Source organism: Streptomyces sp. Tu 2975, from assembly GCF_009832925.1.
In the GTDB taxonomy this organism is placed as follows: Bacteria; Actinomycetota; Actinomycetes; order Streptomycetales; family Streptomycetaceae; genus Streptomyces.
Window position 1 is genome coordinate 863554 of sequence record NZ_CP047140.1, and the last position, 24464, is coordinate 888017.

A 24464-nucleotide genomic window follows, 5' to 3' on the forward strand; every position below is an offset into this window, starting at 1 on the left:
CCCACCACGGCCCGACCGGCCCGGACGCCGACCCCGTATCTGCCGCGGCGTCCGGTCCGGAACGTCACGCGCGCCCGCCACGGCCTGACCGGTCCGGGCACGGACCGTCGTTCGACCCGACCCGGCCCTGCCACCCGACCCCTGCCCGGTGACGCCGCCAGTCACGGCCGTCCCCGGCCGGACAACCCACCCGGCACGGCCCGTCGCCGGCCTCCCTCACCCCGCGCCTCACCCGAAGACCACCGGCCAGGGCCACGGCCCGTCGCCGGCCTCCCTCACCCCGCGCCTCACCCGAAGACCACCGACCAGGGCCACGGCCCGTCGCCGGCCTCCCTCACCCCGCGCCTCACCCGAAGACCACCGACCAGGGCCGCGGCCCGTCGCCGGCCGGGGTCCCGGCAGCCGGTGCCTCGGCGCCGCCGAGGGCCGGCGTACGGTCGCGGGCCAGGACGTCCGCGGCGACGGCCGCGAACTCCGCGGCCGCTCTGTGCGGCGACTGTCGCGGCCAGGCCGCGCGGATCCGCTGCGCGAGCGGCCGGCCCGCCAAGGGCCGCCAGACCACCCTGGGCTCCTTGCGGGCCACCGGCCCCTGGTCGAAGGCGACTCCGTGGCCGGCCGTCACCAGGCCGATGAGGAACTCGGGGTTGCGGGCCTGCCGCACCGTCCGAGGGACGAAACCGGCGGCGCGGCAGATCTCCAGCGCCGTGTCGTACCAGCCGGGGGCCGAGTCCCTCGGGAAGAGGACGAGGTCCTGGCCCGCCAGGTCGGCCAGCGCGACCTCCGGGAGCCGGGCGAGGGGCGAGGTGCGGGGCAGCACCACACCCAACTCGAGCCGGGTCTCCGCTCCCAGCTCCAGGCCGCTGACGTCCGCCGGCTGCTGGACGAGGCCGATGTCCAGACCTCCCGAGGCCAGCAGCCGGAGCTGCTCGTCCGTCGTGAGCTCCTGGAGGTCGATGCGCAGGGCCCGTTCACGGCATTCGGCGACCAGCGCCCCCAGCACCGCCGCGGGGGTGTCGGGCGGTACCCCCGCGCGCAGCGTGCCGAGGTCGCCGTCGCGGGCACGGCGCACGAGCGCCCTGGTGCGCTCCTCGCGGGACAGCAGGTCCCGCGCCTGGTCCACGAGTACGGACCCGGCAGGGGTGAGCTGCACCTGCCGCCGTGAACGGTCGAAGAGTTCCGCGCCGAGCTCGTCCTCCAGCTTGCGCACGGCACGGCTGAGCGGCGGCTGGGCCATGCCGAGGCGGTCGGCCGCCCGCCCGAAGTTCAACTCGTCGGCCACAACGACGAAGATACGCAAGTGGCGCAGGAGATCCACGGGACGACCCTAGACGACAGGAACGGTGGCGCGATGCTGATCGAGGAGAGGCTGCGAGCGGTGTTCGCCGGAGCGGGAGCCGAGGGCGTCCTGCACGCCGTGGACATCGACGGCCCCGGTGAGGCGGGGTACTGCGCCGATGAACCGGTCGTCGTCGCCTCGGTGTTCAAGGTGCTGCTCGTGCTGGAGTTCGCCCGGCAGTCGGCCGCCGGCCAGCTCGATCCCCGGGAGCGGGTCCGGGTGACGTCCGAGCGCCGCCTCGGCGGCTGGGGCACCGGGGGCTGTCTCGACGATGTGGAACTGTCGCTGCGCGACCTCGCCCACTTCGCGATGGCGGTGAGCGACAACACGGCCGCCGACCTGCTGTTGGAACGCGTGGGTCCGGACACCGTGGCGATGCTGGCGAAGGAACTCGGACTCGTGAACACCCGGATCGTGGGCGGGCCCCGGCAGGTACTGGAGTCGATGCTCGACGAGGTCGGGGCGCGGAACGAGCGGGAGTTCGCCGCGGTCTTCCCCACGCTGTCCGCCGCCGAGGTGCGCGGTCTCGGCGTGTACGACCCGGCCCGCACGAACGCGAGCACGCCGCGTGAGATGACGCGACTGCTCCGCATGGTCTGGCGGGACGAGGCGGGGCCGCCGGAAGCATGCGCGCGGGTACGGGACTTGATGTGCCGCCAGGTGTTCCGTCACCGACTCGCCGCCGGGTTCGGCGACGGCGTACGCGTCGCGGCAAAGACGGGCACGCTGCCGGGGCTGCACAACGAGGTCGGGGTGGCGGAGTTCCCGGACGGCGGCAGGTACGCGGTGGCCGTGTTCGCCCGTACACCGGGCCTCCGGGCGAACCACACGGAAACAGACGTGGCGATCGGCGCGGCAGCCCGGACCGCGGTGGACGTGCTGCGCGACCTCGAGCCCGAGCACCGGCCCTGACCTGCACTCCTAGCGTCATTCCGAGGGATCTGCGGCGGTCCGCCCGACTCTCGTCGCTACTCTCGTCTCTCCACGATCTCGACTGCAGGGGAGCAGACTGTGCGCAATGCCACCGTGACACCCGAAGGCGACCGGATCCGCTGGGTCGAGCTGCCGGGGCAGGAGCCGTCGCGCGTCTACGTGCACGGTCTGGGCGCCACGTCGCCTGCCTACTTCACGGAGGTCGCCGTTCATCCTCTGCTGGCCGGCCGCCGTTCGCTGCTGATCGACCTGCTCGGTCACGGCATCAGTGACCGGCCGACAGGCTTCGACTACACCCTGGAATCCCACGCGGACGCACTCGCCGTGGCCCTGACCTCCGCGGGCGTCACCGGCGCGGAGCTGATCGCGCACAGCATGGGAGGCTCGGTGGCCATCGTCCTGGCGGCCCGGCATCCGCACCTGGTGTCCCGTCTGGTGCTGGTCGACGCCAACCTCGACCCGATCCCGCGTGCGCCCTCTTCCGGGGGCAGCAGCGGCATCGCCGCCTGGTCCGAGGAGGACTTCCTGACGGACGGATGGAAGGAGGTCCGCGACCGGGTCGGCTCCCACTGGTGGTCCACGATGCGCCTGGCCGGCCGTGAGGCCCTGCACCGCAGCGCGGTCCACCTGACCCGCGGCACCGTCCCCACCATGCGCGAGCTCCTCCTGGACCTGGAGATACCCCGCACGTACCTGCTGCCCGCGAGCGACGGCCCGCTCCCGGGCACCGAGGCGCTCACCCAGGCCGGGGTGTCCGTCGTCGCGATCCCGGACTGCGGACACAACATCATGCTGGACAACCCGGAGGCATTCGTCCGCGCGACTGACGAGGCGCTCGCGAGCTGAGGAGAGCCGACCGGGAGTCATGCTCATTCGGGTATGGATGGTGCGGCACTGCGGTCTTGGACGGGACCCGCCCGGGCCTGATCTCCTCTGGCTCATGAGCGAACACACGAGTGAGCACATGAGTGACCCGGTGAACGGCCCTCAGCACGGCGGCCGGAGGACCTTCGTGCGGCGGACCCTGTTCCGGGGAGCGGCGCTCGGCGCGGCGGCGCCGCTGCTGCCGGCGGGAACGGCGGCTGCGGCTGCTTCGACGGCCGGTCACCGGAAGGGCGCCGCGACGGTACCCGCCGGCTCCGCGACCCTGCGGTGGCTCGGCACCTCGGGCTGGCGCATCGGCATCGGCGGCAGGACGGTCCTGTTCGACCCGTACATCACCCGCTTCCCGACCGGCCTGTTCGACCCGAAGGGCAGCTTCGACGCGACCACCCCACTGCGGTGCGACGAGGAGTTGGTGACGCGGCACGCGGGGAGCCCGGAGCTGGTGCTGGTCAGCCACACCCACTGGGACCACATCAACGACGTGCCGCACATCGCCCGTTCGACGGGAGCCCGGATCATCGGTACCGAGACGACGTTCCACGTGCTGCGGGCGCTCGGCGTGGACGCCGGGCAGATCAGCGTGGTCAGGGGTGGCGAGGTGCTCGACTTCGACGGCTTCACCGTGGAGGTCGTCGCGAGCCGGCACAGCCGAAACGCCAAGTGGTCCTATTTCGCGCCGGGCACGCTGAACGCCCTTCCGCGCCGTGCACCGCGGACGATCTCCGATCTGCCGGAGGGCGACACGCTCGCCTTCCAGGTGAGCGTGAAGGGCGGCCCGTCCGTCTTCCTCATGGGCGCGAGCGACTTCGAGGAGCGGGCCGCGAGCGGTCTGCGACCCGATGTGCTGATGGCCGCCACCCCGTCGAGCACGGCGACGTACCGCTACCTCCGGAGGCTGCTGGGCGCGCTCGGCGACCCCGCGACGGTCGTCCCGGTCCACTGGGACAACTTCGAGAGGCCGCTGAGCCTGCCGCCGCAGCGTGATCCGGTCATGGACCTGGACGGTTTCACGGACCTGATCCGTACGCTCTCCCCCACCTCGAGGATCGTCGTGCCCGACTACGAGACCCTTTACGGCGCCGACATGCGGCCGGCGGTCACCGCCTGACCTTGCGCGTCGCGCGCAGCCACTCCTTGTTCATCGCGGCGATCGACGGCAGCGGGATCCCCTTCGGACAGGCGGTCGCGCACTCCCCGGTGAGCGTGCAGCCGCCGAAGCCCTCGTCGTCCATGGCAGCGACCATGTCGAGCACCCGGGTCTCGCGCTCCGGTGCGCCCTGGGGCAGCACATTGAGGTGGTTGACCTTGGCGGAGGTGAAGAGCATCGCGGAGCCGTTGGGGCAGGCCGCCACACATGCCCCGCAGCCGATGCACTCGGCGTGTTCGAAGGCGAAGTCGGCGTCCGGTTTGGGTACGGGAGTGGCGTGCGCGTCGGGGGCCGAGCCGGTGGGAGCGCTGATGTAGCCGCCGGCCTGGATGATCCGGTCGAAGGCGGAGCGGTCGACGACCAAATCCTTCACGACGGGGAAGGCCGAGGCCCGCCACGGCTCGACGTCGATGGTGTCGCCGTCGCGGAAGGAGCGCATGTGCAGCTGGCAGGTGGTGGTGCGTTCCGGTCCGTGGGCGTCGCCGTTGATGACGAGGGAGCAGGCGCCGCAGATGCCCTCGCGGCAGTCGTGGTCGAAGGCGACGGGCTCCTCGCCGCGCAGGATCAGCTCCTCGTTGAGGGTGTCGAGCATCTCCAGGAACGACATGTCGGACGAGATGCCGTCCACCTCGTAGGTCGCCATGGCGCCCGTGGTGTCGGCGTTCTTCTGCCGCCAGATGCGCAGGTTGAGCTTCATGCGTAGCTCCGCTGGGTGGGGTGGACGTACTCGAAGACGAGCTCTTCCTTGTGCAGGACGGGAGGGGCGCCGGTCCCCGTGAACTCCCAGGCGGCCGCGTAGGAGAACTCGTCGTCCTTGCGGGCGGCTTCGCCGTCCGGGGTCCGGGACTCCTCCCGGAAGTGGCCGCCGCACGATTCGGTGCGGTGCAGCGCGTCGAGGCACATCAGCTCGGCGAGCTCCAGGTGGTCGACGATGCGGTTGGCCTTCTCCAGCGACTGGTTGAACTCCTCGCCCGTGCCCGGAACCTTGATGCGCCGCCAGAACTCCTCGCGGATCTGCGGGATCCGGTCGAGCGCCTTGCGGAGCCCTTCGTCGGTGCGGGCCATGCCGCAGAACTCCCACATGAGTTCGCCGATCTCACGGTGGAAGGAGTCGGGCGTGCGGTCGCCGCCGACGGCCAGCAGCAGGTTCAGCCGGTCCTCCACCTCGGCGACGGCCTCGGCGACCGCGGGGTGGCCGGTGCCGACGGCGTCGAAGGTGCCACGGGCGAGGTAGTCGTTGATGGTGGACGGCAGGACGAAGTAGCCGTCGGCGAGGCCCTGCATCAGGGCGGAGGCGCCGAGACGGTTGGCGCCGTGGTCGGAGAAGTTGGCCTCACCGATGGCGAAGAGGCCGGGGATCGTGGTCTGCAGGTCGTAGTCGACCCACAGGCCGCCCATCGTGTAGTGCACGGCGGGGTAGATCCGCATGGGGACCTCGTACGGGTTCTCCGCGGTGATCCGCTCGTACATGTCGAAGAGGTTGCCGTACTTCTCCTCGACCTTCTCACGGCCCATGCGCCTGATCGCGTCGGCGAAGTCCAGGTAGACGCCCTGCCCGCCGGGGCCGACACCGCGACCTTCGTCGCAGACGTTCTTCGCCGCCCGTGAGGCGATGTCGCGGGGGACGAGGTTGCCGAAGGACGGGTAGATCCGCTCCAGGTAGTAGTCGCGTTCGTCGTCGGGGATCTCGTTCGGCGGGCGTGCGTCACCGCGGGCCTTGGGCACCCATATGCGACCGTCGTTGCGCAGCGACTCGCTCATCAGCGTCAGTTTGGACTGGTGGTCGCCGGTGCGCGGGATGCAGGTGGGGTGGATCTGGGTGAAGCAGGGGTTGGCGAACCAGGCGCCGCGCCGGTGGGCCCGCCAGACGGCGGTGGCGTTGGAGTTCATGGCGTTCGTCGACAGGTAGAAGACGTTGCCGTAGCCGCCGGTCGCGAGGACCACCGCGTCGGCGAAGTACGTGGAGATCCCGCCCGTGATCAGGTCGCGGGCGACGATGCCACGGGCCCGTCCGTCGACGACGAGCAGGTCGAGCATCTCGGTACGGGGGTGCATGGTGACGGTGCCGGCCGCGATCTGGCGGGAGAGCGCCTGGTAGGCGCCGAGCAGGAGCTGCTGGCCGGTCTGGCCGCGGGCGTAAAAGGTACGGGAGACCTGGACGCCGCCGAAGGAGCGGGTGTCGAGCGAGCCGCCGTACTCGCGGGCGAAGGGGACGCCCTGGGCCACGCACTGGTCGATGATCTCGACGGAGATCTCGGCGAGGCGGTGCACGTTGGACTCGCGGGCCCTGAAGTCACCACCCTTGACGGTGTCGTAGAAGAGGCGGTGCACGGAGTCGCCGTCGTTGCGGTAGTTCTTGGCCGCGTTGATGCCGCCCTGCGCGGCGATCGAGTGGGCCCGGCGCGGGGAGTCCTGGTAGCAGAACTGCTCGACGTGGTAGCCCTGTTCGGCGAGCGTGGCGCCCGCCGCGCCGCCGGCGAGGCCCGTGCCGACGACGATGACGGTGTGCTTGCGCCGGTTGGCGGGGTTGACCAGCTTCGCCTCGAAGCGGCGCCGTTCCCAGCGCTGCTCGACGGGGCCCGCCGGCGCCTTGGTGTCGGCGAGGGGGGCGCCGGTCGTGTGGTCGAGGTAGTCCATGTCAGCTCACGACTCCGGTCATGACGGCGACGGGTACGGAGAGGAAGCCGGCCGTGAGCAGCAGGGCCAGCCCGTCGGCGGCGGTCTTGAGGATGCGGTCGCGGGTGGCGTTGCCCATACCGAGGGTCTGCGCGGCGCTCCAGAAGCCGTGCCGGACGTGCAGTCCGACGGCGAGCATCGCGACGATGTAGACGACGTTGCCGTACCAGGTGGAGAACGTGGCGACGACGTTCTCGTACGGGTGGCCCGGCCGGGCGTTCTCGTTGACGGTGAGGGTGGTCAGGTCCAGCAGGTGCCAGACGATGAACAGCGCCAGGATGATCCCGCCCCAGCGCATGGTGCGCGTCGCGTAGCTCGCGCGCCGCTTCCGGTGCACGTACTTGTCCGGGCGTGCCGCGATGTCGCGGCGGCTGAGCTGGTAGGCGGCGACGCCGTGACCGACGACGGCGAGGAGCAGCACCACCCGCACGAGCCACAGGGCCCATGAGTAGTGCAGCACCGGCTCGCCCATGGTCCGCAGCCAGTGCCCGTACGCGTTGAACTCGTCCGCCCCGAAGAAGATCTTGAGGTTGCCCATCATGTGGGCGACGAGGTAGCCGAGCATGATCAGACCGCTGACGGCCATGACCGTCTTCTTGCCGACGGTGGACCGCCAGAACAGCCGCATGACGGACGGTTGACGGTCCGTCCTCGACGGCTTGTCTTCCGTCCTCGTTCCCAGTGCCATGCCGTCGACGCTAAGGCCGGAGAGGTCCAGAGGTCCAAGACATGATCCGGCTCACGTCCATAGGCAGGGTCTATCGTGGTCGGATGCAGTTGCAGCAGCTCCTCTACTTCGTCGCCGTCGCGGAGACCCGCCACTTCACCCGCGCCGCCGAGCGCGTCCATGTCTCGCAGCCGTCGCTCTCCCAGCAGATCAGAGCACTGGAGAAGGAGCTGGGCGCGGACCTGTTCGGCCGGGCCCGGGGCAACATCGCCCTCACGGACGCGGGCGAGACCCTGCTCCCCCTCGCACGGCGCATCCTCGCCGACGCCGACACGGCCCGCCGCGAGGTCCAGGAGCTGGCCATGCTGCGGCGGGGACGGGTGCGGCTGGGGGCCACGCCGAGCCTGTGCACGGGCCTGCTCCCCGAGGTGCTGCGCACGTTCCACGATCTGCACCCGGGTATCGAGCTGCTGATCGAGGAGTCCGGCTCGCACGACCTGGTGCGGGAGCTGGCCCGCGGCTCGCTCGACCTCGCCCTGATCGTGCTGCCCCTGCCGTCGCCCTCCCCCGCGCTGACCACCGTCGAGCTGCTCAAGGAGGACCTGGTCGTGGTGTCCTCGCCGCAGGCCCGGGCGCCCCGCCGTCCGGTGCGGATCGCCGACCTCGCCGGCGAGCCGCTGGTGATGTTCCGGCACGGCTACGACCTGCGGGAGCTGACCGTCGCCGCCTGCCGGGCGGAGGGCTTCGAGCCGACGTTCACGGTGGAGGGCGGCGAGATGGACGCGGTGCTGGGCTTCGTACGGGCCGGGCTCGGCGTCGCCGTCGTGCCCCGCACGGTCGCCGAGCGGGCCGGCGGCGACCTGCGGGTGACCCCGCTCGCCGGTCCGGGCCTGCGCCGAACCGTCGCGCTGGCCCATCGCAGCGATGTGGCGCCGCCCCGGGCGGCCCGCGAGCTGCAGCGTGTGCTGCTGGACTCGATGGCCGCCGCGGGAGGTCAGACGGCGTCGGCCATCACCAGCGTGTGAATCCGGTCGGGTGCGCCCGGCCGCGCGTAGTACCAGCCCTGCGCGGTGTCGCAGCCGAGTTCCCTCAGCTGCTCGGCCTGGGCGCCGGTCTCCACCCCTTCCACGGTGACGGCCAGCTCCAGGCTGTGCGCGAGGGACACGATGCCCTCGACGATCTTCAGGTCGACGGGGTCGGCGGGATGACGTTGCATGCCCTGGGTGAAGGAACGATCCAGCTTCAGAACGCTCACCGGCAGCCGGCGCAGGTTGGCAAGGTTGGAGTACCCGGTACCGAAGTCGTCGAGCGCGATGTCGACGCCCATCTCCGCCAACTGCCGCAGCGGCTTGAGCCGGTCCTCGTCGGCGCCGATCAGGGCCGACTCGGTGACCTCCAGACAGAGTGCGCCCGGCTCCAGACCTGAGCGCTCGAGCACGTCGACGGTGTCCGCCACCAGCCCGGGATGCTGGAGCTGGGCGGGCGAGAGGTTGACGTTGATCCGCAGCGGGCCGCCGTCGGTGTGCCGCTTGCTCCAGAACCTGGCCTGGCGTGCGGCCTCCTGGAGCACCCAGCGGCCGAGCGGCACGATCAGTCCCGTGCGTTCCGCGAGCGGTATGAACCGGTCGGGACCGAGCACCCCGTGCTGCGGATGGCACCAGCGCACCAGCGCCTCGGCACCGTGCACGCTGCCGTCCCCGAGGTGCACCAAGGGCTGGTACTCGATGAAGAACTCACCGCGTTCCAGGGCGGCGGGCAATGCGTTGGTCAGCCCGTGCCGGGTGATCGCGCGGGCGTCCGCCTCCGGGTCCGCGATCTCGAAGCGGTTGCCGCCCGCGGACTTGGCGCGGTACATGGTGATGTCGGCGCTGCGCAGCACCTCCGCGCTGGTGCGCTCCCCGGCCGGGCCCTCCACGATGCCGATGCTGCCGCGGACAGTGAACTCGCGCCCGTCGACACGGATCGGAGTGGCCAGGGCGCCCAGGATGCGGGTGGCCAGCTCGTCCACGGCGTTCTGGGTGTCGGGCCCGGTCGTCAGCGCGACGAACTCGTCGCCGCCGAGCCGCGCGACCATCTCGCCCGGCGCGGTGGCGCAGCTCTGCAGCCGGTCGGCGACCTCCACCAGCAGCCGGTCGCCGGTGGCGTGGCCGAGGCTGTCGTTGATGGTCTTGAAGCCGTCGAGATCGAGGTAGCACAGCCCGAAGCGGGTGCCGGCCGCCGCGCCGACGGCCTTCTCGAGACGCTCGAAGAACAGGGTCCGGTTGGGCAGACCGGTCAGGGCGTCATGGGTGGCCTCGTACCGCAGTCGCAGATTGAGCAGCCGGCGCTCCGTGGTGTCCTCGAACAGCGCCAGCTGGTACTGCGGCTCCCCGTCGGCGTCGCGCAGCAGGGAGACGGTCAGATTGGTCCACAGGACGGTGCCGTCGTTGCGGTAGAACGGCTTCTCGACCCGGTAGTGCTCGCGTTCCCCGGTCACCAGCTCGTGGTACAGCTGCCAGACCTGCGGCCGGTCCTCCGGGTGCGCCCAGTCGGTGACCTTGCGCCCGCGGACGTGGTTCTCCAGACCGCCGAACATCTGGGTCAGCGTGTCGTTGACCTCGAGCACGTTGCCCTCGAGGTCGGCGATCCCGATGCCGATCGCGGCGCCCTCGAAGACCGCGCGGAAGCGCGCCTCGGTGGCGTGCATGGCCTGCAGCGCCTCGCTGCGCGCCAGCAGCGACGAGCGCGCGATGGACTCCTGCTCGGCCAGCGTCCGTTCCCGCAGCGCCTGGGCGAAGCCGGTGGCGAGGGCGTGCTGGAGGCGGGCGCAGCGGGCGCGGTTCTCCTCCGCGGTCTGCTCGGGGTCGCCGCAGTAGAGCACCAGGTAGGCGTCGACGACGCCGAGGGTGCGGCCGAGGGCGTCCGGGTCGGTGCAGTGTGCGCCGACCAGTGCGGCCCCCACCTGCTGCGCGGGCTGTGCGGTGAAGGGGCGGGCATGGAGCGCGCTGTTCAACTCCCGTGCGAGTGGCAGCAGGTGCTGCTCGAACTCGGGCCGGGTGAGCGACGTTGCCGTAGCGGGGAAGATGGCACGGCTCCAGATGGTCGCGAACCGCCTGAGCCGGTCCTCCAGCACGTCCGTGTCCCCCTCGGACCCGGCCGCCCGTGACGTTTGCCTCACGCTTTGCGCCCCACCCCGGCGAAGCCGGAGAAGGCGTACGGATCCTCCTGGTCGACGGGCCCGTCGGGCCGCCAGTCCGGCATGGAGACCAGTCCCGGTTCGACCATCGTGTACCCGTCGAAGAACCGGCCGACCTCCTCGCGCGACCGCATCACGAGCGGGTTGCGGATGTCCCGGTACACACCGACCGTGCCACCGGCCTGCTCCGCCGGGAGGGGAATGCCCTCGAAGGAGGCGTGGGTGATCACCAGCAGGCTGCCGGGCGCCAGCGCGTCCCGCAGCTCGGCCACGGCCTCCCACGGCTCGTCCTCGTCCGTGAGGAAGTGCAGTACGGCGACGAGGAGCAGCGCCACGGGCTTTTCCAGGTCCAGCAGTTGCGCCTCGGGGCTGTCCAGGATCTCCCGTGGCTTGCGCAGGTCGGCGGCGACGACGTCCGCCTGTGTGTCGCCGTCGAGGACGGCCCGGCTGTGCGCGACCGCGACCGGGTCGTGGTCCACGTAGAGCACCCTCGCCTCGGGGCTGGCCCTGCGGGCGACTTCATGGACATTCCCGAAGGTCGGAATGCCTGAGCCGATGTCGAGGAACTGCGTGATGCCCTCGCCCACCGCGTAATTGACGGCGCGGCGCATGAAGGCACGGTTCGCCTGCATGATCTTGGGGAGTCCCGGCATGAACTCCATGGCCCTGCGCGCGGCCGCCCTGTCGACCTCGAAATTGTGGGAGCCGCCCAGGTAGAAGTCATAAATGCGGGACACGCTCGGCACCGATATGTCGATGCCTTGCGGGGCCCAGGCGGGACGCTCCATCGATGTCTCCAACAAGTCGCCACGGGGGAGTTCGGCCATGTCCATGGCCAGTGTTCGAGCCGAGGCTACTGATCGCCCGCCAAGAGGGCGAGCCCAAACGGAAATTAGCGGTCCGTTCTTGGTCACACCTGTTCGACATGCGCCACCGGAACGCGACGTGGTCACATGCCTCCGGCAAACACCCCCGCACATGCGTCGGACCCGCCGTCACGCGGAGGGGCGTGAGACGGGTCGACGCTGGCCGGAGGCGCGGCGTGGGGACTACTTGGGCGCTCCGACCGGCTTGCCCTCCGGCGAGACGGCGTACCAGGTGCCTCCGACGCCCTGGCCGTTGGTGTCGCCCGGCTTGGAGTCGCCGGCGAAGGTGTAGATCGGCCAGCAGTCGATGGTCTGCTGCTCGATCCCGTCGGGCCGGTCGAAGGTGACGAAGCCCTTCTTCAGGATTCCGACGGTGTCGTTCTTCTCGACGGGCTCCACGACCGGCCACTTCTTCAGGCAGTCGCCGGTGCAGGCGGTCTTCATCGGCCAGGCCGAGTCCTTCATGAAGCGGTAGACGGTCATTCCGTTCTTGTCGACCACGATCTCACCGAGCTTGGGGTCCTTGCGGACGGAAAGCCCCGCGAGGTCGGCGGGCTCCGTGCCCTCGTCGCCGCCCGCTTCCCCGGCGGCACCGGGTGCGGCCTTCTTGCCGTCGGGGGCGGACGCGTACCACGTGCCGCCCACACCCTGGCCCTTGACGTCGCCGGCCTTGGTGTCCTTGGCATAGCGGTACATCGGCCAGCCGCCGATGGTGAGCTGCTTGGTGCCGTCCGCCCTGGTGAGCTCGCCGATCAGGGAGGGGTCGACGCCGGGGGCCGCGGAGGCGCCGCCGGCGGCAACGACCGGCCAGGTCTTCGCGCAGTCGCCTTCGCAATTCGACTTCGGCGGTTCCGCGGTGTCCTTGTCGAACCGGTAGAGGGTGAGCCCCGCGCTGTCGGCGAGGACCTTGCCGAGCTCCTTGCTCTCCCAGACCGCGAGCTGACCCGCCGGCTTGGCGGCGGCCGCCTCGCCGCCGGTTTCGGCGCCGTAACCGGCGTCGGAGCCGTAACCGTTCCCGGGCTGCGCGGGGTTGGCCGCGCCGACTGCTTGACCGTTGGGGGTCTCGGTGCCCGTCTCCTGACCGCACGCCGTCGTCAGCGCGAGTACGGCCGTCGCAGTCACCGCGAGCGAGGCGTTCCGCCAGGTGTTCATGTCCACTCCCGTGTTCATCCATCCGGTTCCGGCGCCCGGAGCGCCGTTCATGGCCCTAGGTACGGACGGGAGGGCAGCGTCTGTTCAACGTCTTCGAAAAAATCTTGTGAGTCGCAACCACGAATGGTTGAAATCCCGCTTCCAACAGGTGAATTCACCCCATGTGGTGCCGGCACGGAATTGGCCGGATCTCAACTGCCCCTTGGGGCCCATCAGTCACTGGGTGTACCGGAATCGCTCCAGAGCGCCGAACACACGGTCCCGCATCGTGGCACTTCCCTGGTGTCCTGAGTCGTCCACGACCACCAGTTCGGCGTCGGTCCAGACGCGGCTGAGTTCCCAGGGCGTCTCGAGCGGCGTGCTGAGATCCAGACGGCCGTGGAAGAGTGCCCCGCGAATTCCTTTCAGTCGGCCGGCCTCACGCAACAGCACTCCTTCCTCGAGCCATGCGCCGTGCGCGAAGTAATGAGCGGCGATCCGTACCAGCGCGATCCGCGCGTCCGAGGGCCGGCCGCCGTACGGGTCGGGCCCGCCGTTCGGCTCGAGCGACACCACGGCGTCCTCCCAGCGGCACCAGTCGACGGCCGCCTTCTCCCGCACCGCCCGGTCCTCGCTCTCCATGAGCCTGGCGTACGCGACCACGAGGTCACCGGCACGGTCGGCCTCCGGCACGCCGAGCCGGAAGCGGTGCCACTGCTCCGGGAAGAACCGGCCGACGCCTCGGTACAGCCAGTCGATCTCGCGGCGGCGGGTGGTCGTGACGCCGTTGACGACGATCTCGGACACCCGCTCCGGGTGTCGCTCGGCGTAGGCGAGAAGCAGCGTGGACCCCCATGACCCGCCGTACAGCAGCCACCGCTCGATGCCGAGGTGCTCACGCAACAACTCCATGTCGGCGAGCAGATGGCCGGTGGTGTTGTGCCGCATGTCGGCGGCCGGGTCCGCCGCGTGCGGGGTGCTGCGCCCGCAGCCGCGCTGGTCGAAGAGGACGACCCGGTAGGCCTCTGGATCGAAGTACCGGCGCATGCGGGGGTGACAGCCGGAGCCCGGCCCCCCGTGCACGACGAGCGCGGGCTTTCCCCGCGGATTGCCGCACACCTCCCAGTGGACGCGGTTCCCGTCCCCCACGTCGAGCATCCCCTGCTCGTACGGCTCGATCGGCGGATACAGCTCTGCCATGGCCCGACACCCTCCCGGCTCACCAGCAATTACAACAGCGCTGTTACATTAGCTTCATGGCCTCGCCCCACCAAGACACCGCCGCCCCCTCCCCCGGCCCCGAGCTCCTCGGCACCCGTCTGCGCCTCCTTCTGAACCTCCTCGACTCCGACGTCGCAGCGGTCTACGAGGACGTGGGCCTGGCGGGCCTGCGACCCCGGTATGCCCCTGTCCTGCGTGCCCTGTCCGCCCACGGCCCGAGCTCGATCCAGGACCTGGCCCGGGCGACCGGCGTGACGCACTCGGCGGCGAGCCAGACGGTCGCCCAGCTCGTCAAAGAGGGCCTCGCCACCGTCGGCCCCGGCAGTGACGGGCGCCGGCGCATCGCGACGCTCACCGCCGAAGCGGAGTCCCTGATGCCCACACTCGACGCCGAGTGGCAGGCCACCGCGGCGGCCGCCGCCGCTTTCGAGGCGGAGCTCCCGTACCCGCTGAGCCGGCTGATCGGCGAGGCGCTCGACGCGCTGCACCGGCGTCCCATGCGCGAGCGCATCGCGGACGTCGCACCCGGCCTCCTGACGCACCCGGAGCGCGGCAACCGCACCTGAGCGCTGCACCTGCGCCGGAGAGTCGCTTCGGGATCAACCAGAAATGACCCGTTTGCCCTACAGCGATCGCGGAGGACACACACCGCTCTTAGCGTTTCGGTGATCGAGGTGCATTTTCCGACCCACGCGGAAATCGTTCCGCGACTGCTCCTCGGGACCGGAGGACCACCATGCGCGCGATACGTGCCGCATCCGCCGCTCTGCTCGGAGCGGCCGCACTCGCCCTGACGGCCCCCACAGCCGCAGCCGTCAACAACACGCCGTACGACTTCAATGTCACGCCCTCGACCGTCGCGGCGGGCGGTCGTGTCACCCTGACCGCGGGTGGCTGCCCCAGCAGCACCACCGTCACCTCCGGTGTCTTCGACACCGTCACCATCCCCAGCAACGGCGCAGCAACGGCGACCGTCGACCGGGACGCCAGGCCCGGCGCGGTGTATTCGGTGCAGTTCAACTGCATCGGCCGGATCGGCACCATCGACCTCACCATCGCCGGCGGGACCGCGAGCCCCACCGCCAGCTCCACCAGGACCGCCACCACCGCACCGCCCCAGGGTGTGCGCGGCGGCGTGGGCGGCAGCTTCGACGGCATGAACGCCGCGGAGATCGCGGCGGGCGGCGTGCTCGTCGCGGCAGCCGCCACCGCGACGGTGCTCGTCGTGCGCAGGCGGTCGACGAACCGCCAGCACTGATGACGGCACCGCTCCGGCCCCGTCCGTCCTGGGCGTCCGGGCTCGCCCGACCGCAACAGGCGCCGACCGCCCGTCGCCCCGAGTCCTTCTGAAGGACTCGGGGCGACGGGCGGTTGCGGCCGGACCGGGAGGTTCAACCGGTCAGGCCGGACCGCCGGCCGAGCGACGGCGGCGGACGATGAACAGACTGCCGCCGACGGCCGCCGTGGCGACCAGACCCGCGCCGATCGCCATCTCGACGTCGGTCGGGCCGATCGACCCGCCGAGCCCGCCCTGCGCACCGCGCGCGGGCAGCACCCGGAAGGATGCCGTGGCGGTCTCCCTGGAGTCGTTGCACCGGACGGTCAGGCTGTAGTTGCCGGGTGTCGCGTTGTTGCGGACCCGCGCGGTGGCGACCGACTCACCGCCCCGGGCACCTCCGGTACCGCGGTCACCGCCAGTGCCGCGGTCACCACCGTTGCCACCAGTGCCGCGGTCACCACCGTTGCCACCAGTACCCCGGTCACCGCCAGTGCCGCGGTCACCGCCGTCACCCCGGTCACCGCCGGTGCCACGGTCGCCGCCGTCACCCCGGTCACCGCCAGTGCCACGGTCGCCGCCGTCACCCCGGTCACCGCCGGTACCCCGGTCACCGCCAGTGCCACGGTCACCGCCGTCACCCCGGTCACCACCAGTACCCCGGTCACCGCCGTTACCACCAGCCCCCCGGTCACCACCAGTACCTCGATCACCGCTATCACCCCGGTCACCCCCGGTACCCCGGTCACCGCTATCACCCCGGTCGCCGCGGTCACCACCGGTACCCCGGTCATCACCCTGGTCCTTTCCGGCACTGGAGAGCGGGGCGTCCGGGAAGGCGTTCGAGCTGACCACACCACCGCGCCGGCAACCGTCGACGGTGATGGTCAGAATGCCGCCCGGGAAGACGGACGACGGGTTGACCTGTACGTTCCTCGGGCCGTTGCCGCCACCGGCGACCGCCATGGGAGCGCACAGTCCGACGGCCGCGAAGGCGGTCACCGTCGCTGCGAGAGCGCGTGAGGCACGCATCGTTGAACCTCCAGAAGGAAAGACGCCCCAAAGCCGTGCTCCGGGATATTCGACGAGTACGTCTTCCATGACGAACGATCACCGGATGGTGCTTTCATCGCATTTCGGCCTTGGTCCACCCCGGTGAGACGACACGCCGACCGCGAACCCTTCGACCTGACGGAGCCGCAGGTCACAGACCGTCAGAAATTTTTGCGGTCCGAATACCCGGATGGGTCATCACCAGTGGCACCGGCCACCCGTTCGCGCTTCCCCCCTCGCCGGAGGGCGGCACCCCGCTTAGCGTGCCCACAAGCGCGCGAAGGGAGAACCATGGGCCAGGACAGGTACGGCAGGGAACCGAGGAGACGCTCGCCCTGGGGCGTACTGGCTCTCGTGATGCTCACCGGCATCGCAATGGTCAAGAACGGTGTGGACGTGGGCCTCGGACCGCCTCAGCCCGCGGCCGCCGCGTCGCAGGACCGGGCGGGCGAGGTGTTCCTGCCCGTGCCGCTGGAGCCGCTGCCGTACGCCGCAGCGGCCCGGGTGCGTATCCCCTCGATCAACGTGGACGCCCCGATCGTGCACGTCGGACTGGACCAGGACGGCTGGGTTGCCGCTCCGGAACCGAACGACCCCAACCTCGCCGGCTGGTACCAGAACGGCATCTCCCCCGGGCAGCGCGGCACCGCCGTCATCGTGGGACACGTCGACAACCAGGCCGGCCCCGCCGTCTTCTACGGCCTCGGGTCCGTCAAGACGGGCCACTTGATCGATGTTCCGCGCTTCGACGGCCGCGTCGCCGTCTTCGAGGTGTACGGCGTCGAGGTCTTCTCGAAGAACGACTTTCCCGGGGTGCGGGTGTACGCGGACACCGGCCAGCCGGAACTGCGGGTGATCACCTGCGGCGGCGGCTACTCCAAGGCGGGCGGCTACGACGGCAACGTCGTCGTCTTCGCCCGTATGGTCAAGGTCATCTGAGGGAGCGTCAGCGGCGCGGCACCGTGATCCGGTATCCGCCCTCGAGCAGCTCCGGCAGATAGCGGCGCAGCGCCGACACACTCTGCGACCGGTTGCCGCCCGCGTCGTGCGAGAGGACGATCACGCCGGGCGCCGCGCCCCCCAGGACCCGCCGGACGATGGTCGAGGTACCCGGCCGCATCCAGTCGAGTGTGTCGACGGTCCAGCCCAGCGGCTCCATGCCGAGATCGGCGCCGATCTCGAACGAGTGCGTGTTCCAGGCGCCGTAGGGCGCGCGGTACCAAAGGGGCGCCTCGCCGAGCGTCTTCTCGATCACCTCGCTGGTGCGGCCCAACTGGTCGCGGATCTTGGACGGCGGCAGCATCGGGATCAGTGGGTGCGACCAGGTGTGGTTGCCGACCGCATGGCCGTCGGCCGCCATCTCGCGCAGCAGGTCGCGGTTGTCGGTCGCCATCTCGCCGCAGACGAAGAACATGGCCCGCACCTCGTACTCGCGCAGTACGGCGAGGATGTCCGGGGTGTAGCGGGGGTCAGGGCCGTCGTCGAAGGTGAGCACCATGGTGCGGCCCGTGTCCGGGACCTCGAGGAAAGGCCGCTTGCGCACGGGTGGCTTCGCACGCCGCAGGACCGGCGGGGCGAAGGCCGTCATGGGCCGCAACCGGTAGGACGTGGGCTTCGGCGGAGCGGCGGCGGCCGACGGGCCCGCGGCCGCTCCGGTGCCTCCCGGGGCGCCTCCCGGTGTCTCGGCCCGTTCACTGACGAGCAGGCCGCCGACGGCGGCGGCGCCGAGGCATGCGGCGATGCGGAACATCGAGCGGCGACCTGGAAGCGGCTGATCCTTCTTCATGGGCAACTGCTCGCACGGCGCATGCGGCCACGGCCTGATCAACACCGGTTCCAGCGGGGAAAGCACCCGATGGGAGCAGAGGCAGAGGGCCGCTTCGGCCGGTCCCGGACGGCCCGTCGGGCGGCCGGCCGGAGCCGATAACCTCGTAGGTGTGACAGAGCACCCGCCCCACCGGTTCGAGCGCGGCACCGACGGCCCGAAGGTGATCGTCGCGGGCCTCGACGGCTCGGACTCCTCGCTCCGTGCGGCGGCGTACGCGAGCGGCCTCGCCCGGCGGCAGGGCGCGCTCCTCGCGGTGGTGTACGTGCAGCCGGTGATGCCGGCGGGCGCCGCCTTCGGCGTGCCGGTCGCGGAGACGACCGGGGAGATCGCGGAGGAGCTGGTCGCGGAGGTGCGGGCCGCCGCCGAGCGGGTGCGGGGCATCTGGGACGTGCGCTGGGAGTTCCACACCCTGCGTGGGGACCCGTACACCGGCCTGGTGACGGCCGCGGACGAGCTCAAGGCCGACGCGGTGGTGGTGGGTGCCTCCGAGTCGGCCGGCCACCGGTTCATCGGCTCGGTAGCGGTCCGGCTGGTGAAGGCCGGGCGGTGGCCGGTGACCGTCGTCCCCTGAACCACCACCCGGCCCCTCCCGTCGCGTCAGCGGCCCATGGTGAGGCCGTCCTGGGCGGCTCCGCGGCTGAGCACGGCGGAGGTGATGGCGTCCTGGGCCTCGAGCCGGTCGCCGCGCGGGCCCTCGCGGCGCAGCACCTCGGGCAGGTTGACGACACGGCCGGCGCCGGTGTCCATCCACTGCGGGATGTACTCGGCCTTCGCGATCTCCCAGCGCCCACCGGTGGTGGCGGGCGGCGCGAAGGAGAAGCGGGCGATGGTGCCCTGGTTTCCGCGCGGGTCCTGCGCCCCGTCGTTGTTGATCATGTCACCGGCGATCTGGTCGCCCATGCCGTAGACGATCCAGGTGCCGTTGACCTTTTCGTACGCCTGGGGGACGTGCGCGTGAGTGCCGAGGATCAGGTCGATGTCGGGGCGTCCGCCGGTCGTCGAGGCGGTGAGGGAGCGGCCGAGATCGAGCTGTTGCTGATCGGGGTCGGTCTGCCATTCGGTGCCCCAGTGCATGCTGACGACCACGACGTCGGCTCCGGCGCCCCTCGCCGCGCGGGCGTCGTCGATGATGCGCTGCTCGTCGATGAGGTCGACCGTCCAGGACTCCTCCTCGGGCAGCGGTTCGGCGTTGGTCCCGTACGTGTAGGCCAGCTGGGCCACCTTGGCCCCGCCGGCCGTGAGCCACGCCGGTTCGTCCGCCTCCTGCGGGGTGCGCGCGGAGCCGGCGTGCTTGACGCCCGCGCGGTCGAGCGCGTCCAGGGTGCGGCGCACACCGGCGACGCCGTCGTCGAGGGTGTGGTTGGAGGCCGTGGAGCACGAGTCGTAGCCGACGCCGGCGAGCGCCGCGGCGATCTCCGGTGGCGATTTGAAGCTGGGGTAGCCGGTGTAGTTCCCGTTCTCGCCGTAGACGGTCTCCATGTGGCAGAGGGCGATGTCGGCGCGGGAGACGACCGGGCCGACTCCCGCGAGCATCGGGCGGAAGTCGTAGCCGACGCCGCCGGCGTCCAGTTGGGCCTGCTGGATGATCGAGGCGTGCGGGAGGACGTCCCCGGTGGCCACGAGTGTGAAGCCGTGCGGGACGGAGTGGGCGCCGGCCGTCGAGGAGGGCCCGGTGCGGGCCGGACCTTTCCGGGGTGACGCCGACGGGCCGGGGTCCTGCTGTCCGGCACACCCAGCGGCTCCCGCGAGCAGCACGGCGCAGAGGGCCGCCGTGGCCCGTGGTGCGGGTCGCGCGCGTGTCATCGTCGACCGACCTCCCAATTGTGTGATTAACGGCAAATCCGACTCATTGAATCCACAGGGGAGGAAGTGCCGAGTCAAGCGACACAGCCGACGTGGTCGCCTCAACGGACCTGCGCGTTCCGCCGGCTCCGGTGGCCCGATCGACCGTTCATCGCACCACTCGCCGCTCGGTGCGACCGTTCGCCGACAGACCGCCGCACGCCGTCTGTCGCCGCGTGGCGGGATGCGTTCGTATACGCCACGTGGCAGCGGACCTCTGCGCAGAAGGGTGAAGGCAATGGCGACGGCGACCGCGACGACCGACGAACAGGCAATGGCGGAGCTGCAGCGCGAGCACGGCCCCGCACTGCTGAGCTTCCTGCTGGGACTGACCTACGGGGACCAGCAGCGCGCCGAGGACCTGCTGCAGGAGACGCTCGTACGGGCATGGCAGCACCCCGAGGCCTTCGACGCCCCGTACGAGTCCATGCGCCCCTGGCTCTTCACCGTGGGGCGCCGCCTCGCCATAGACGCCCGGCGCTCCCGGATGGCACGCCCCGTGGAGATCGGCGACGGCGTGCTCGCCACCACGCCGGATCCGGCCGACGTCACGGAGAGCGCGGTGGCCGCTCTGGACGTACGCGCCGCAGTCGGTGGGCTGAGCCCTGAACACCGCGCGGTACTCGTCCAGATCTACTTCCACGGGCTGAGCGTCAACGAGGCCGCCCAGGCGCTCGGCATACCGCCGGGCACCGTCAAGTCACGCTCGCACTACGCGCTCCGGGCGCTCGCCCGATGCCTGCCCGGGTACAGCAGGCGCACCACCACTTCCGCCCCGGACGCCTCGGTGATGACGGCCTCCCCCACCGGTCACGGGAGCCGGACGGCCATATGTGAAACGTCACGCGCCAGTTGAGCAAACCGGCCCTCGCTGCCGTGTCAGTCGGTGGAGGCTCGTGGTCGGACGCCGGCGCAGTCGTACGGGAGAAGGTGAGGCAGCGTGCAGCCCGGTAGCACGAACGGAACCAGCGGAGGCGGGCTCGCGGTCCCCATGGCGTGGCTCTGCGCCGAGTACACCGCCGACGAGATGCTGCGCACCGGCGCCTTGGTGGAGGCGGACTCGATCGAGTTCCGGGCCGGGCGGCAGACGCTCGCGCTCACGATCCATCTGAGCGACGGCACGGAACCGCTCTCCGACGGGTCCACGGCGGCCCGTATCGACCATTGGCTGGCGGTCACGTCCTACGGGTACCCCTGGCCGCAGTGGGTACGGGAACGGCTCCGGGCGCGGGCCGAGCGCGTCCGGCACGGCGGCGAGGACCCGGACCTGGCGCTCGCCGCGGACGCCTGGCGCCGGTTGTGCGAGACCGAACTGCTCGCCACCGACCTCGGCGGCCTCGAGCCGTGGCATGCCTCCGGTCTCCCCGACGCACTCCCGGACGAGGCGGCCCAGGTGTGGCTGCCTGCTTGGGAGCTGGGTCTCCCTCTCGGACACCTGGCCGTCCATCTGTGGTGAGCCCACCTCCGGTCATGGCCTCGGGCCTGCCGAGGAGTGGACCCCCGCACGGTACTTCGGGATCCGGACGGTGATCTTCATGCCGGCGCCGACGGCGGTCTCGATGACCAGGCCGTAAGCGTCCCCGTACACCTGGCGCAGCCGCTCGTCGACGTTGCTCAGGCCGATGCCGGACGCGGTGGAGCGCTCTCCCGTGAGGATGCCGCGCAGCACCTCCGGGTCCATACCGACGCCGTCGTCCTCGATGGTCACCATCGCCTCCGCGCCCGCGTCCTGTGCCGCGATCATGATGCGGCACTCGTTCCTCGAGTCCTCGAGACCGTGCTTGACGGCGTTCTCGACCAGCGGCTGGAGACAGAGGAACGGCAGGGAGACCGGCAGGACCTCGGGAGCGACCTGGAGCGTGACCTTGAGCCGGTCGCCGAACCGCGCCCCGGCGAGCGCCAGATACTGCTCGATGGAGCGCAGTTCGTCGGCGAGCTGGGTGAACTCGCCGTGCCGCCGGAACGAGTAGCGCGTGAAGTCGGCGAACTCGAGCAGCAGCTCACGGGCACGCTCGGGATCGGTACGGACGAAGGACGCGATCGCGGCGAGCGAGTTGAAGATGAAATGCGGCGAGATCTGCGCGCGCAGGGCACGGATCTCCGCCTCGATCAGACGGGTGCGGGACCGGTCGAGCTCGGCGAGTTCCAGCTGTACGGAGACCCAGCGGGCCACCTCGGTGGCGGCCCGCACCAGTACGGCCGACTCCCGGGAGCCGTAGGCGACCAGCGCGCCGAGCACGCCCTCCTCCCCGGTCAGCGGCGCGATGACGACCCAGCGCAGCGGGCACTCCAGCTCGTCGCACTCCGCGTGGACGCTCTGGCTGCGCCCGGAGTCGAGCATCTCGGCGACCAGGTCCATCACCTGCTGCCGGTGCCGGTCGGCACCCGGCCCGTCCCAGGCGAGCACCGCCTCGCGGTCGGTGAGGCACAGCGCCTCCGTACCGAGCAGCGGACGCAGCCGCCGCGCCGCCTTGCGTGCCGTGTCCTCCGTCAGACCCGCCCGGAGCGGCGGCGCGGCGAGGGACGCGGTGTGCAGCGTGTGGAAGGTGGCCCGTTCCACGGGCGTCCCGAGATCGAGATCCCTTCGTGCGCCGCGCCCGGCGGTCAGCCTGCCGAGCACCATGCCCACGGCCAGCAGCACGATCCCCGCCGCGGCCAGCGCGGCGACCCCCGTCCCGGTCATCGCGGTACTCCTTCGTGCTGCGGCCTGCCCACGAGGTCCTCCGGCAGATGCAGGCGGGCGAGGATGGCCGCGGCGCCGGCCGGTATGTGGCGCGGGGTCACCAGGGAGACACCGACCATGGTCAGGAAGCCCAGCGGCACCGACCAGACCGCGGGCCAGGCCATCAGGGTGTGCGCCCAGCCCTCCGGGGCCAGCCCGGTGCGCGTGGCCATGACCGCGGTCAGCGCGGCGCCTCCTCCGACGACGAGACCCGCTGCCGCTCCCGGCGGGGTGAGCCGGCGCCACCAGATGCCGAGGATCAGCAGCGGGCAGAACGAGGAGGCGGAGACGGCGAACGCGAGTCCGACCGCGTCGGCGACGGGCACATTGGTCGCCACCATGCTCAGCGCCAGCGGCGCGGCCATCGCGACCACCGTCGCGAGCCGGAAGTGCCCTACTCCCCGCGAAGGCAGTACGTCCTGGGTGATCACACCGGCCACCGACATGGTCAGGCCGGAGGCGGTGGACAGGAACGCGGCGAACGCGCCTCCGGCGAGCAGCGCCCCGAGCAGTTCGCCGGCGAGCCCGCCGATGATCCGTTCCGGCAGCACCAGCACGGCGGCGTCCGCGGCTCCGGTGAGTGCCAGTTCGGGCGCGTAGACGCGGCCGAGCGCGCCGTAGACCGGCGGGAGCAGGTAGAAGGCGCCGATCAGCCCGAGCACGACGAGGGTGGTGCGGCGGGCGGCACGTCCGTTGGGGCTGGTGTAGAAGCGGACGGCGACGTGCGGCAGGCCCATGGTGCCGAGGAACGTGGCGAGGATCAGGCCGTAGGTGGCGTACAGCTGGTAGCCGTCCCGGCCGCCGGACAGCGGCTGCGACCAGCTCAGCGGGTCGGAGCCCTCGGTGGTCCGCCGGGGCACCTCGGCGCCTTCAGGGAACTCGAGGGTCGTGCCCGACTCGATGCGGTGGGTCCCGTCATCGAGCGCGACCGGCCGGCCGTCGTGCCGTACGCCGTCGACCGTGCCGGAGACGGTGAGCGTCAGCGGCCCGTCGAAGTCGACGCGGACGGTGTCGTCGACGCGGACGGCGGTGTGCTTCTGGAAGACGGCGGGCGCGTCGAACCGGGCCCTGGGGGCGTCGTCGCCGACCCAGGCGGCCACGAGGAACAGCGCGGGCACCAGCAGCGCCGTGAGCTTCAGCCAGTACTGGAAGGCCTGCACGAAGGTGATGCTCCGCATGCCGCCGGCGGCCACCGCCCCGGTGACGACGAACGCGACGACGACGCTGCCGACCCAGTCCGGTGCCCCCGTGAGGATCTGCAGCGTCAGGCCCGCGCCCTGGAGTTGCGGCAGCAGATAGAGCCAGCCGATACCGACGACGAAGAGGCTCGCGAGCCTGCGCACCTGGGCGGACTCCAGGCGCGCCTCCGCGAAGTCGGAGAGCGTGTACGCGCCGGACCGGCGCAGCGGGGCGGCGACGAGCACCAGCAGAACGAGATAGCCGGCCGTGTAGCCGACCGGGTACCAGAGCATGTCGGGGCCCTGGAGGAGCACGAGTCCCGCGATGCCGAGGAACGACGCGGCGGAGAGGTACTCGCCGCTGATGGCGGCCGCGTTGAGAGCGGGCTTGACGGTGCGGGAGGCGACGTAGAAGTCCGAGGTGGTGCGGGATATTCGCAGGCCGAGCGCGCCGACGAGCACGGTGGCGAGCACCACGACGGTGACGGCGGCCACCGCGTAGGTCTGGTTCACGGGGTTTCTCCCGCC

General features: G+C 71.3%; 24 protein-coding genes. 10 read left to right on the top strand and 14 right to left on the bottom strand.

Features of this window, described 5'->3' with window-relative positions; all coding sequences use genetic code 11:
- Nucleotides 1-346: 346 nt before the first annotated feature.
- Nucleotides 347-1315 (bottom strand): LysR substrate-binding domain-containing protein, encoded by a 969-nt coding sequence (locus tag GLX30_RS03765; RefSeq protein WP_159683470.1) that lies wholly within the window; start codon nt 1313-1315, stop codon nt 347-349.
- A gap of 36 nt (nt 1316-1351) precedes the next feature.
- Here GLX30_RS03765 and GLX30_RS03770 point away from each other — a divergent pair, with 36 nt between their 5' ends.
- The 3 genes from GLX30_RS03770 (at nt 1352) to GLX30_RS03780 (ending at nt 4262) form a co-directional block, all read left to right on the top strand.
- Complete coding sequence (locus GLX30_RS03770; RefSeq protein WP_208545550.1) at nt 1352-2248, top strand: serine hydrolase; 897 nt, start codon at nt 1352-1354, stop codon at nt 2246-2248.
- A gap of 99 nt (nt 2249-2347) precedes the next feature.
- A complete protein-coding gene (locus tag GLX30_RS03775; protein WP_159683476.1) occupies nt 2348-3115 on the top strand; it encodes an alpha/beta hydrolase in 768 nt (255 codons plus the stop codon).
- A gap of 118 nt (nt 3116-3233) precedes the next feature.
- Nucleotides 3234-4262: an MBL fold metallo-hydrolase gene (locus GLX30_RS03780; RefSeq protein WP_159694850.1), complete on the top strand. Its 1029-nt coding sequence runs from the start codon at nt 3234-3236 to the stop codon at nt 4260-4262.
- Here the strand turns inward: GLX30_RS03780 and GLX30_RS03785 are convergent.
- From GLX30_RS03785 to GLX30_RS03795, 3 genes are read right to left on the bottom strand one after another with little or no spacing between them, the layout of a single operon-like run.
- Nucleotides 4252-4998 carry a succinate dehydrogenase/fumarate reductase iron-sulfur subunit gene (locus GLX30_RS03785; RefSeq protein ID WP_159683478.1) on the bottom strand — a complete coding sequence of 249 codons (747 nt, stop codon included), beginning with the start codon at nt 4996-4998 and terminating at the stop codon, nt 4252-4254. The two genes, GLX30_RS03780 and GLX30_RS03785, sit on opposite strands and share 11 nt — an antisense overlap.
- On the bottom strand, nt 4995-6938 hold the full coding sequence (locus GLX30_RS03790; RefSeq protein ID WP_159683481.1) for a fumarate reductase/succinate dehydrogenase flavoprotein subunit: 1944 nt from the start codon (nt 6936-6938) through the stop codon (nt 4995-4997). Before GLX30_RS03790 ends, GLX30_RS03785 begins: the two co-directional genes overlap by 4 nt.
- A 1-nt stretch (nt 6939) precedes the next feature.
- Nucleotides 6940-7665 carry a succinate dehydrogenase gene (locus tag GLX30_RS03795; RefSeq protein WP_208545354.1) on the bottom strand — a complete coding sequence of 242 codons (726 nt, stop codon included), beginning with the start codon at nt 7663-7665 and terminating at the stop codon, nt 6940-6942.
- 83 nt (nt 7666-7748) lie between these two features.
- Between GLX30_RS03795 and GLX30_RS03800 the strand changes: the two genes are divergently transcribed.
- Nucleotides 7749-8669 carry a LysR substrate-binding domain-containing protein gene (locus GLX30_RS03800; RefSeq protein WP_159683484.1) on the top strand — a complete coding sequence of 307 codons (921 nt, stop codon included), beginning with the start codon at nt 7749-7751 and terminating at the stop codon, nt 8667-8669.
- Here the strand turns inward: GLX30_RS03800 and GLX30_RS03805 are convergent.
- From GLX30_RS03805 to pip, 4 genes are all read right to left on the bottom strand, one after another.
- Nucleotides 8639-10801 carry an EAL domain-containing protein gene (locus GLX30_RS03805; protein ID WP_159683486.1) on the bottom strand — a complete coding sequence of 721 codons (2163 nt, stop codon included), beginning with the start codon at nt 10799-10801 and terminating at the stop codon, nt 8639-8641. The two genes, GLX30_RS03800 and GLX30_RS03805, sit on opposite strands and share 31 nt — an antisense overlap.
- The gene (locus GLX30_RS03810) at nt 10798-11607 is read right to left on the bottom strand and encodes an SAM-dependent methyltransferase (protein ID WP_159694852.1); all 810 of its coding nucleotides are present in this window, start codon (nt 11605-11607) and stop codon (nt 10798-10800) included. The genes GLX30_RS03805 and GLX30_RS03810 overlap by 4 nt, the downstream gene beginning before the upstream one ends.
- A gap of 261 nt (nt 11608-11868) precedes the next feature.
- Nucleotides 11869-12837: an SCO0930 family lipoprotein gene (locus GLX30_RS03815; RefSeq protein ID WP_159694853.1), complete on the bottom strand. Its 969-nt coding sequence runs from the start codon at nt 12835-12837 to the stop codon at nt 11869-11871.
- Between the two features lie 216 nt (nt 12838-13053).
- Complete coding sequence (pip, locus tag GLX30_RS03820) at nt 13054-14016, bottom strand: prolyl aminopeptidase (protein WP_159683489.1); 963 nt, start codon at nt 14014-14016, stop codon at nt 13054-13056.
- Nucleotides 14017-14072: 56 nt separating this feature from the next.
- On the opposite strand from pip, the gene GLX30_RS03825 reads away from it, so the two are divergent.
- Together GLX30_RS03825 and GLX30_RS03830 are read left to right on the top strand one after the other, a co-directional pair.
- Nucleotides 14073-14603, top strand: a complete 531-nt coding sequence (locus GLX30_RS03825; protein WP_159683491.1) for a helix-turn-helix domain-containing protein — start codon at nt 14073-14075, stop codon at nt 14601-14603.
- A 170-nt stretch (nt 14604-14773) separates the two neighbouring features.
- Nucleotides 14774-15295: a hypothetical protein gene (locus GLX30_RS03830; protein WP_159683494.1), complete on the top strand. Its 522-nt coding sequence runs from the start codon at nt 14774-14776 to the stop codon at nt 15293-15295.
- 141 nt (nt 15296-15436) lie between these two features.
- Here the strand turns inward: GLX30_RS03830 and GLX30_RS03835 are convergent, their stop codons facing one another.
- Nucleotides 15437-15592 carry a hypothetical protein gene (locus GLX30_RS03835; RefSeq protein WP_159683496.1) on the bottom strand — a complete coding sequence of 52 codons (156 nt, stop codon included), beginning with the start codon at nt 15590-15592 and terminating at the stop codon, nt 15437-15439.
- 47 nt (nt 15593-15639) lie between these two features.
- On the bottom strand, nt 15640-16107 hold the full coding sequence (locus tag GLX30_RS03840; protein ID WP_159683499.1) for a hypothetical protein: 468 nt from the start codon (nt 16105-16107) through the stop codon (nt 15640-15642).
- Between the two features lie 550 nt (nt 16108-16657).
- Here GLX30_RS03840 and GLX30_RS03845 point away from each other — a divergent pair.
- A complete protein-coding gene (locus GLX30_RS03845; RefSeq protein ID WP_159683502.1) occupies nt 16658-17305 on the top strand; it encodes a class F sortase in 648 nt (215 codons plus the stop codon).
- Between the two features lie 7 nt (nt 17306-17312).
- On the opposite strand, the gene GLX30_RS03850 is transcribed toward GLX30_RS03845, so the two are convergent.
- On the bottom strand, nt 17313-18152 hold the full coding sequence (locus GLX30_RS03850; RefSeq protein ID WP_159683504.1) for a polysaccharide deacetylase family protein: 840 nt from the start codon (nt 18150-18152) through the stop codon (nt 17313-17315).
- Between the two features lie 151 nt (nt 18153-18303).
- Between GLX30_RS03850 and GLX30_RS03855 the strand changes: the two genes are divergently transcribed.
- Nucleotides 18304-18765, top strand: coding sequence for a universal stress protein (locus tag GLX30_RS03855; protein ID WP_159683507.1), 462 nt, complete (start codon nt 18304-18306; stop codon nt 18763-18765).
- Between the two features lie 26 nt (nt 18766-18791).
- Here GLX30_RS03855 and GLX30_RS03860 read toward each other — a convergent pair whose 3' ends face one another.
- The gene (locus GLX30_RS03860) at nt 18792-19997 is read right to left on the bottom strand and encodes a CapA family protein (protein ID WP_159683510.1); all 1206 of its coding nucleotides are present in this window, start codon (nt 19995-19997) and stop codon (nt 18792-18794) included.
- Between the two features lie 277 nt (nt 19998-20274).
- On the opposite strand from GLX30_RS03860, the gene GLX30_RS03865 reads away from it, so the two are divergent.
- Together GLX30_RS03865 and GLX30_RS03870 are read left to right on the top strand one after the other, a co-directional pair.
- Nucleotides 20275-20892: a sigma-70 family RNA polymerase sigma factor gene (locus GLX30_RS03865; protein ID WP_159683513.1), complete on the top strand. Its 618-nt coding sequence runs from the start codon at nt 20275-20277 to the stop codon at nt 20890-20892.
- An 84-nt stretch (nt 20893-20976) separates the two neighbouring features.
- On the top strand, nt 20977-21492 hold the full coding sequence (locus GLX30_RS03870) for a hypothetical protein (RefSeq protein WP_159683516.1): 516 nt from the start codon (nt 20977-20979) through the stop codon (nt 21490-21492).
- 12 nt (nt 21493-21504) lie between these two features.
- Here the strand turns inward: GLX30_RS03870 and GLX30_RS03875 are convergent, their stop codons facing one another.
- Together GLX30_RS03875 and GLX30_RS03880 are read right to left on the bottom strand one after the other, a co-directional pair.
- A complete protein-coding gene (locus GLX30_RS03875) occupies nt 21505-22719 on the bottom strand; it encodes a histidine kinase (RefSeq protein ID WP_159683519.1) in 1215 nt (404 codons plus the stop codon).
- Nucleotides 22716-24449, bottom strand: a complete 1734-nt coding sequence (locus GLX30_RS03880; RefSeq protein ID WP_159683522.1) for a cation acetate symporter — start codon at nt 24447-24449, stop codon at nt 22716-22718. Before GLX30_RS03880 ends, GLX30_RS03875 begins: the two co-directional genes overlap by 4 nt.
- Nucleotides 24450-24464: the final 15 nt, after the last annotated feature.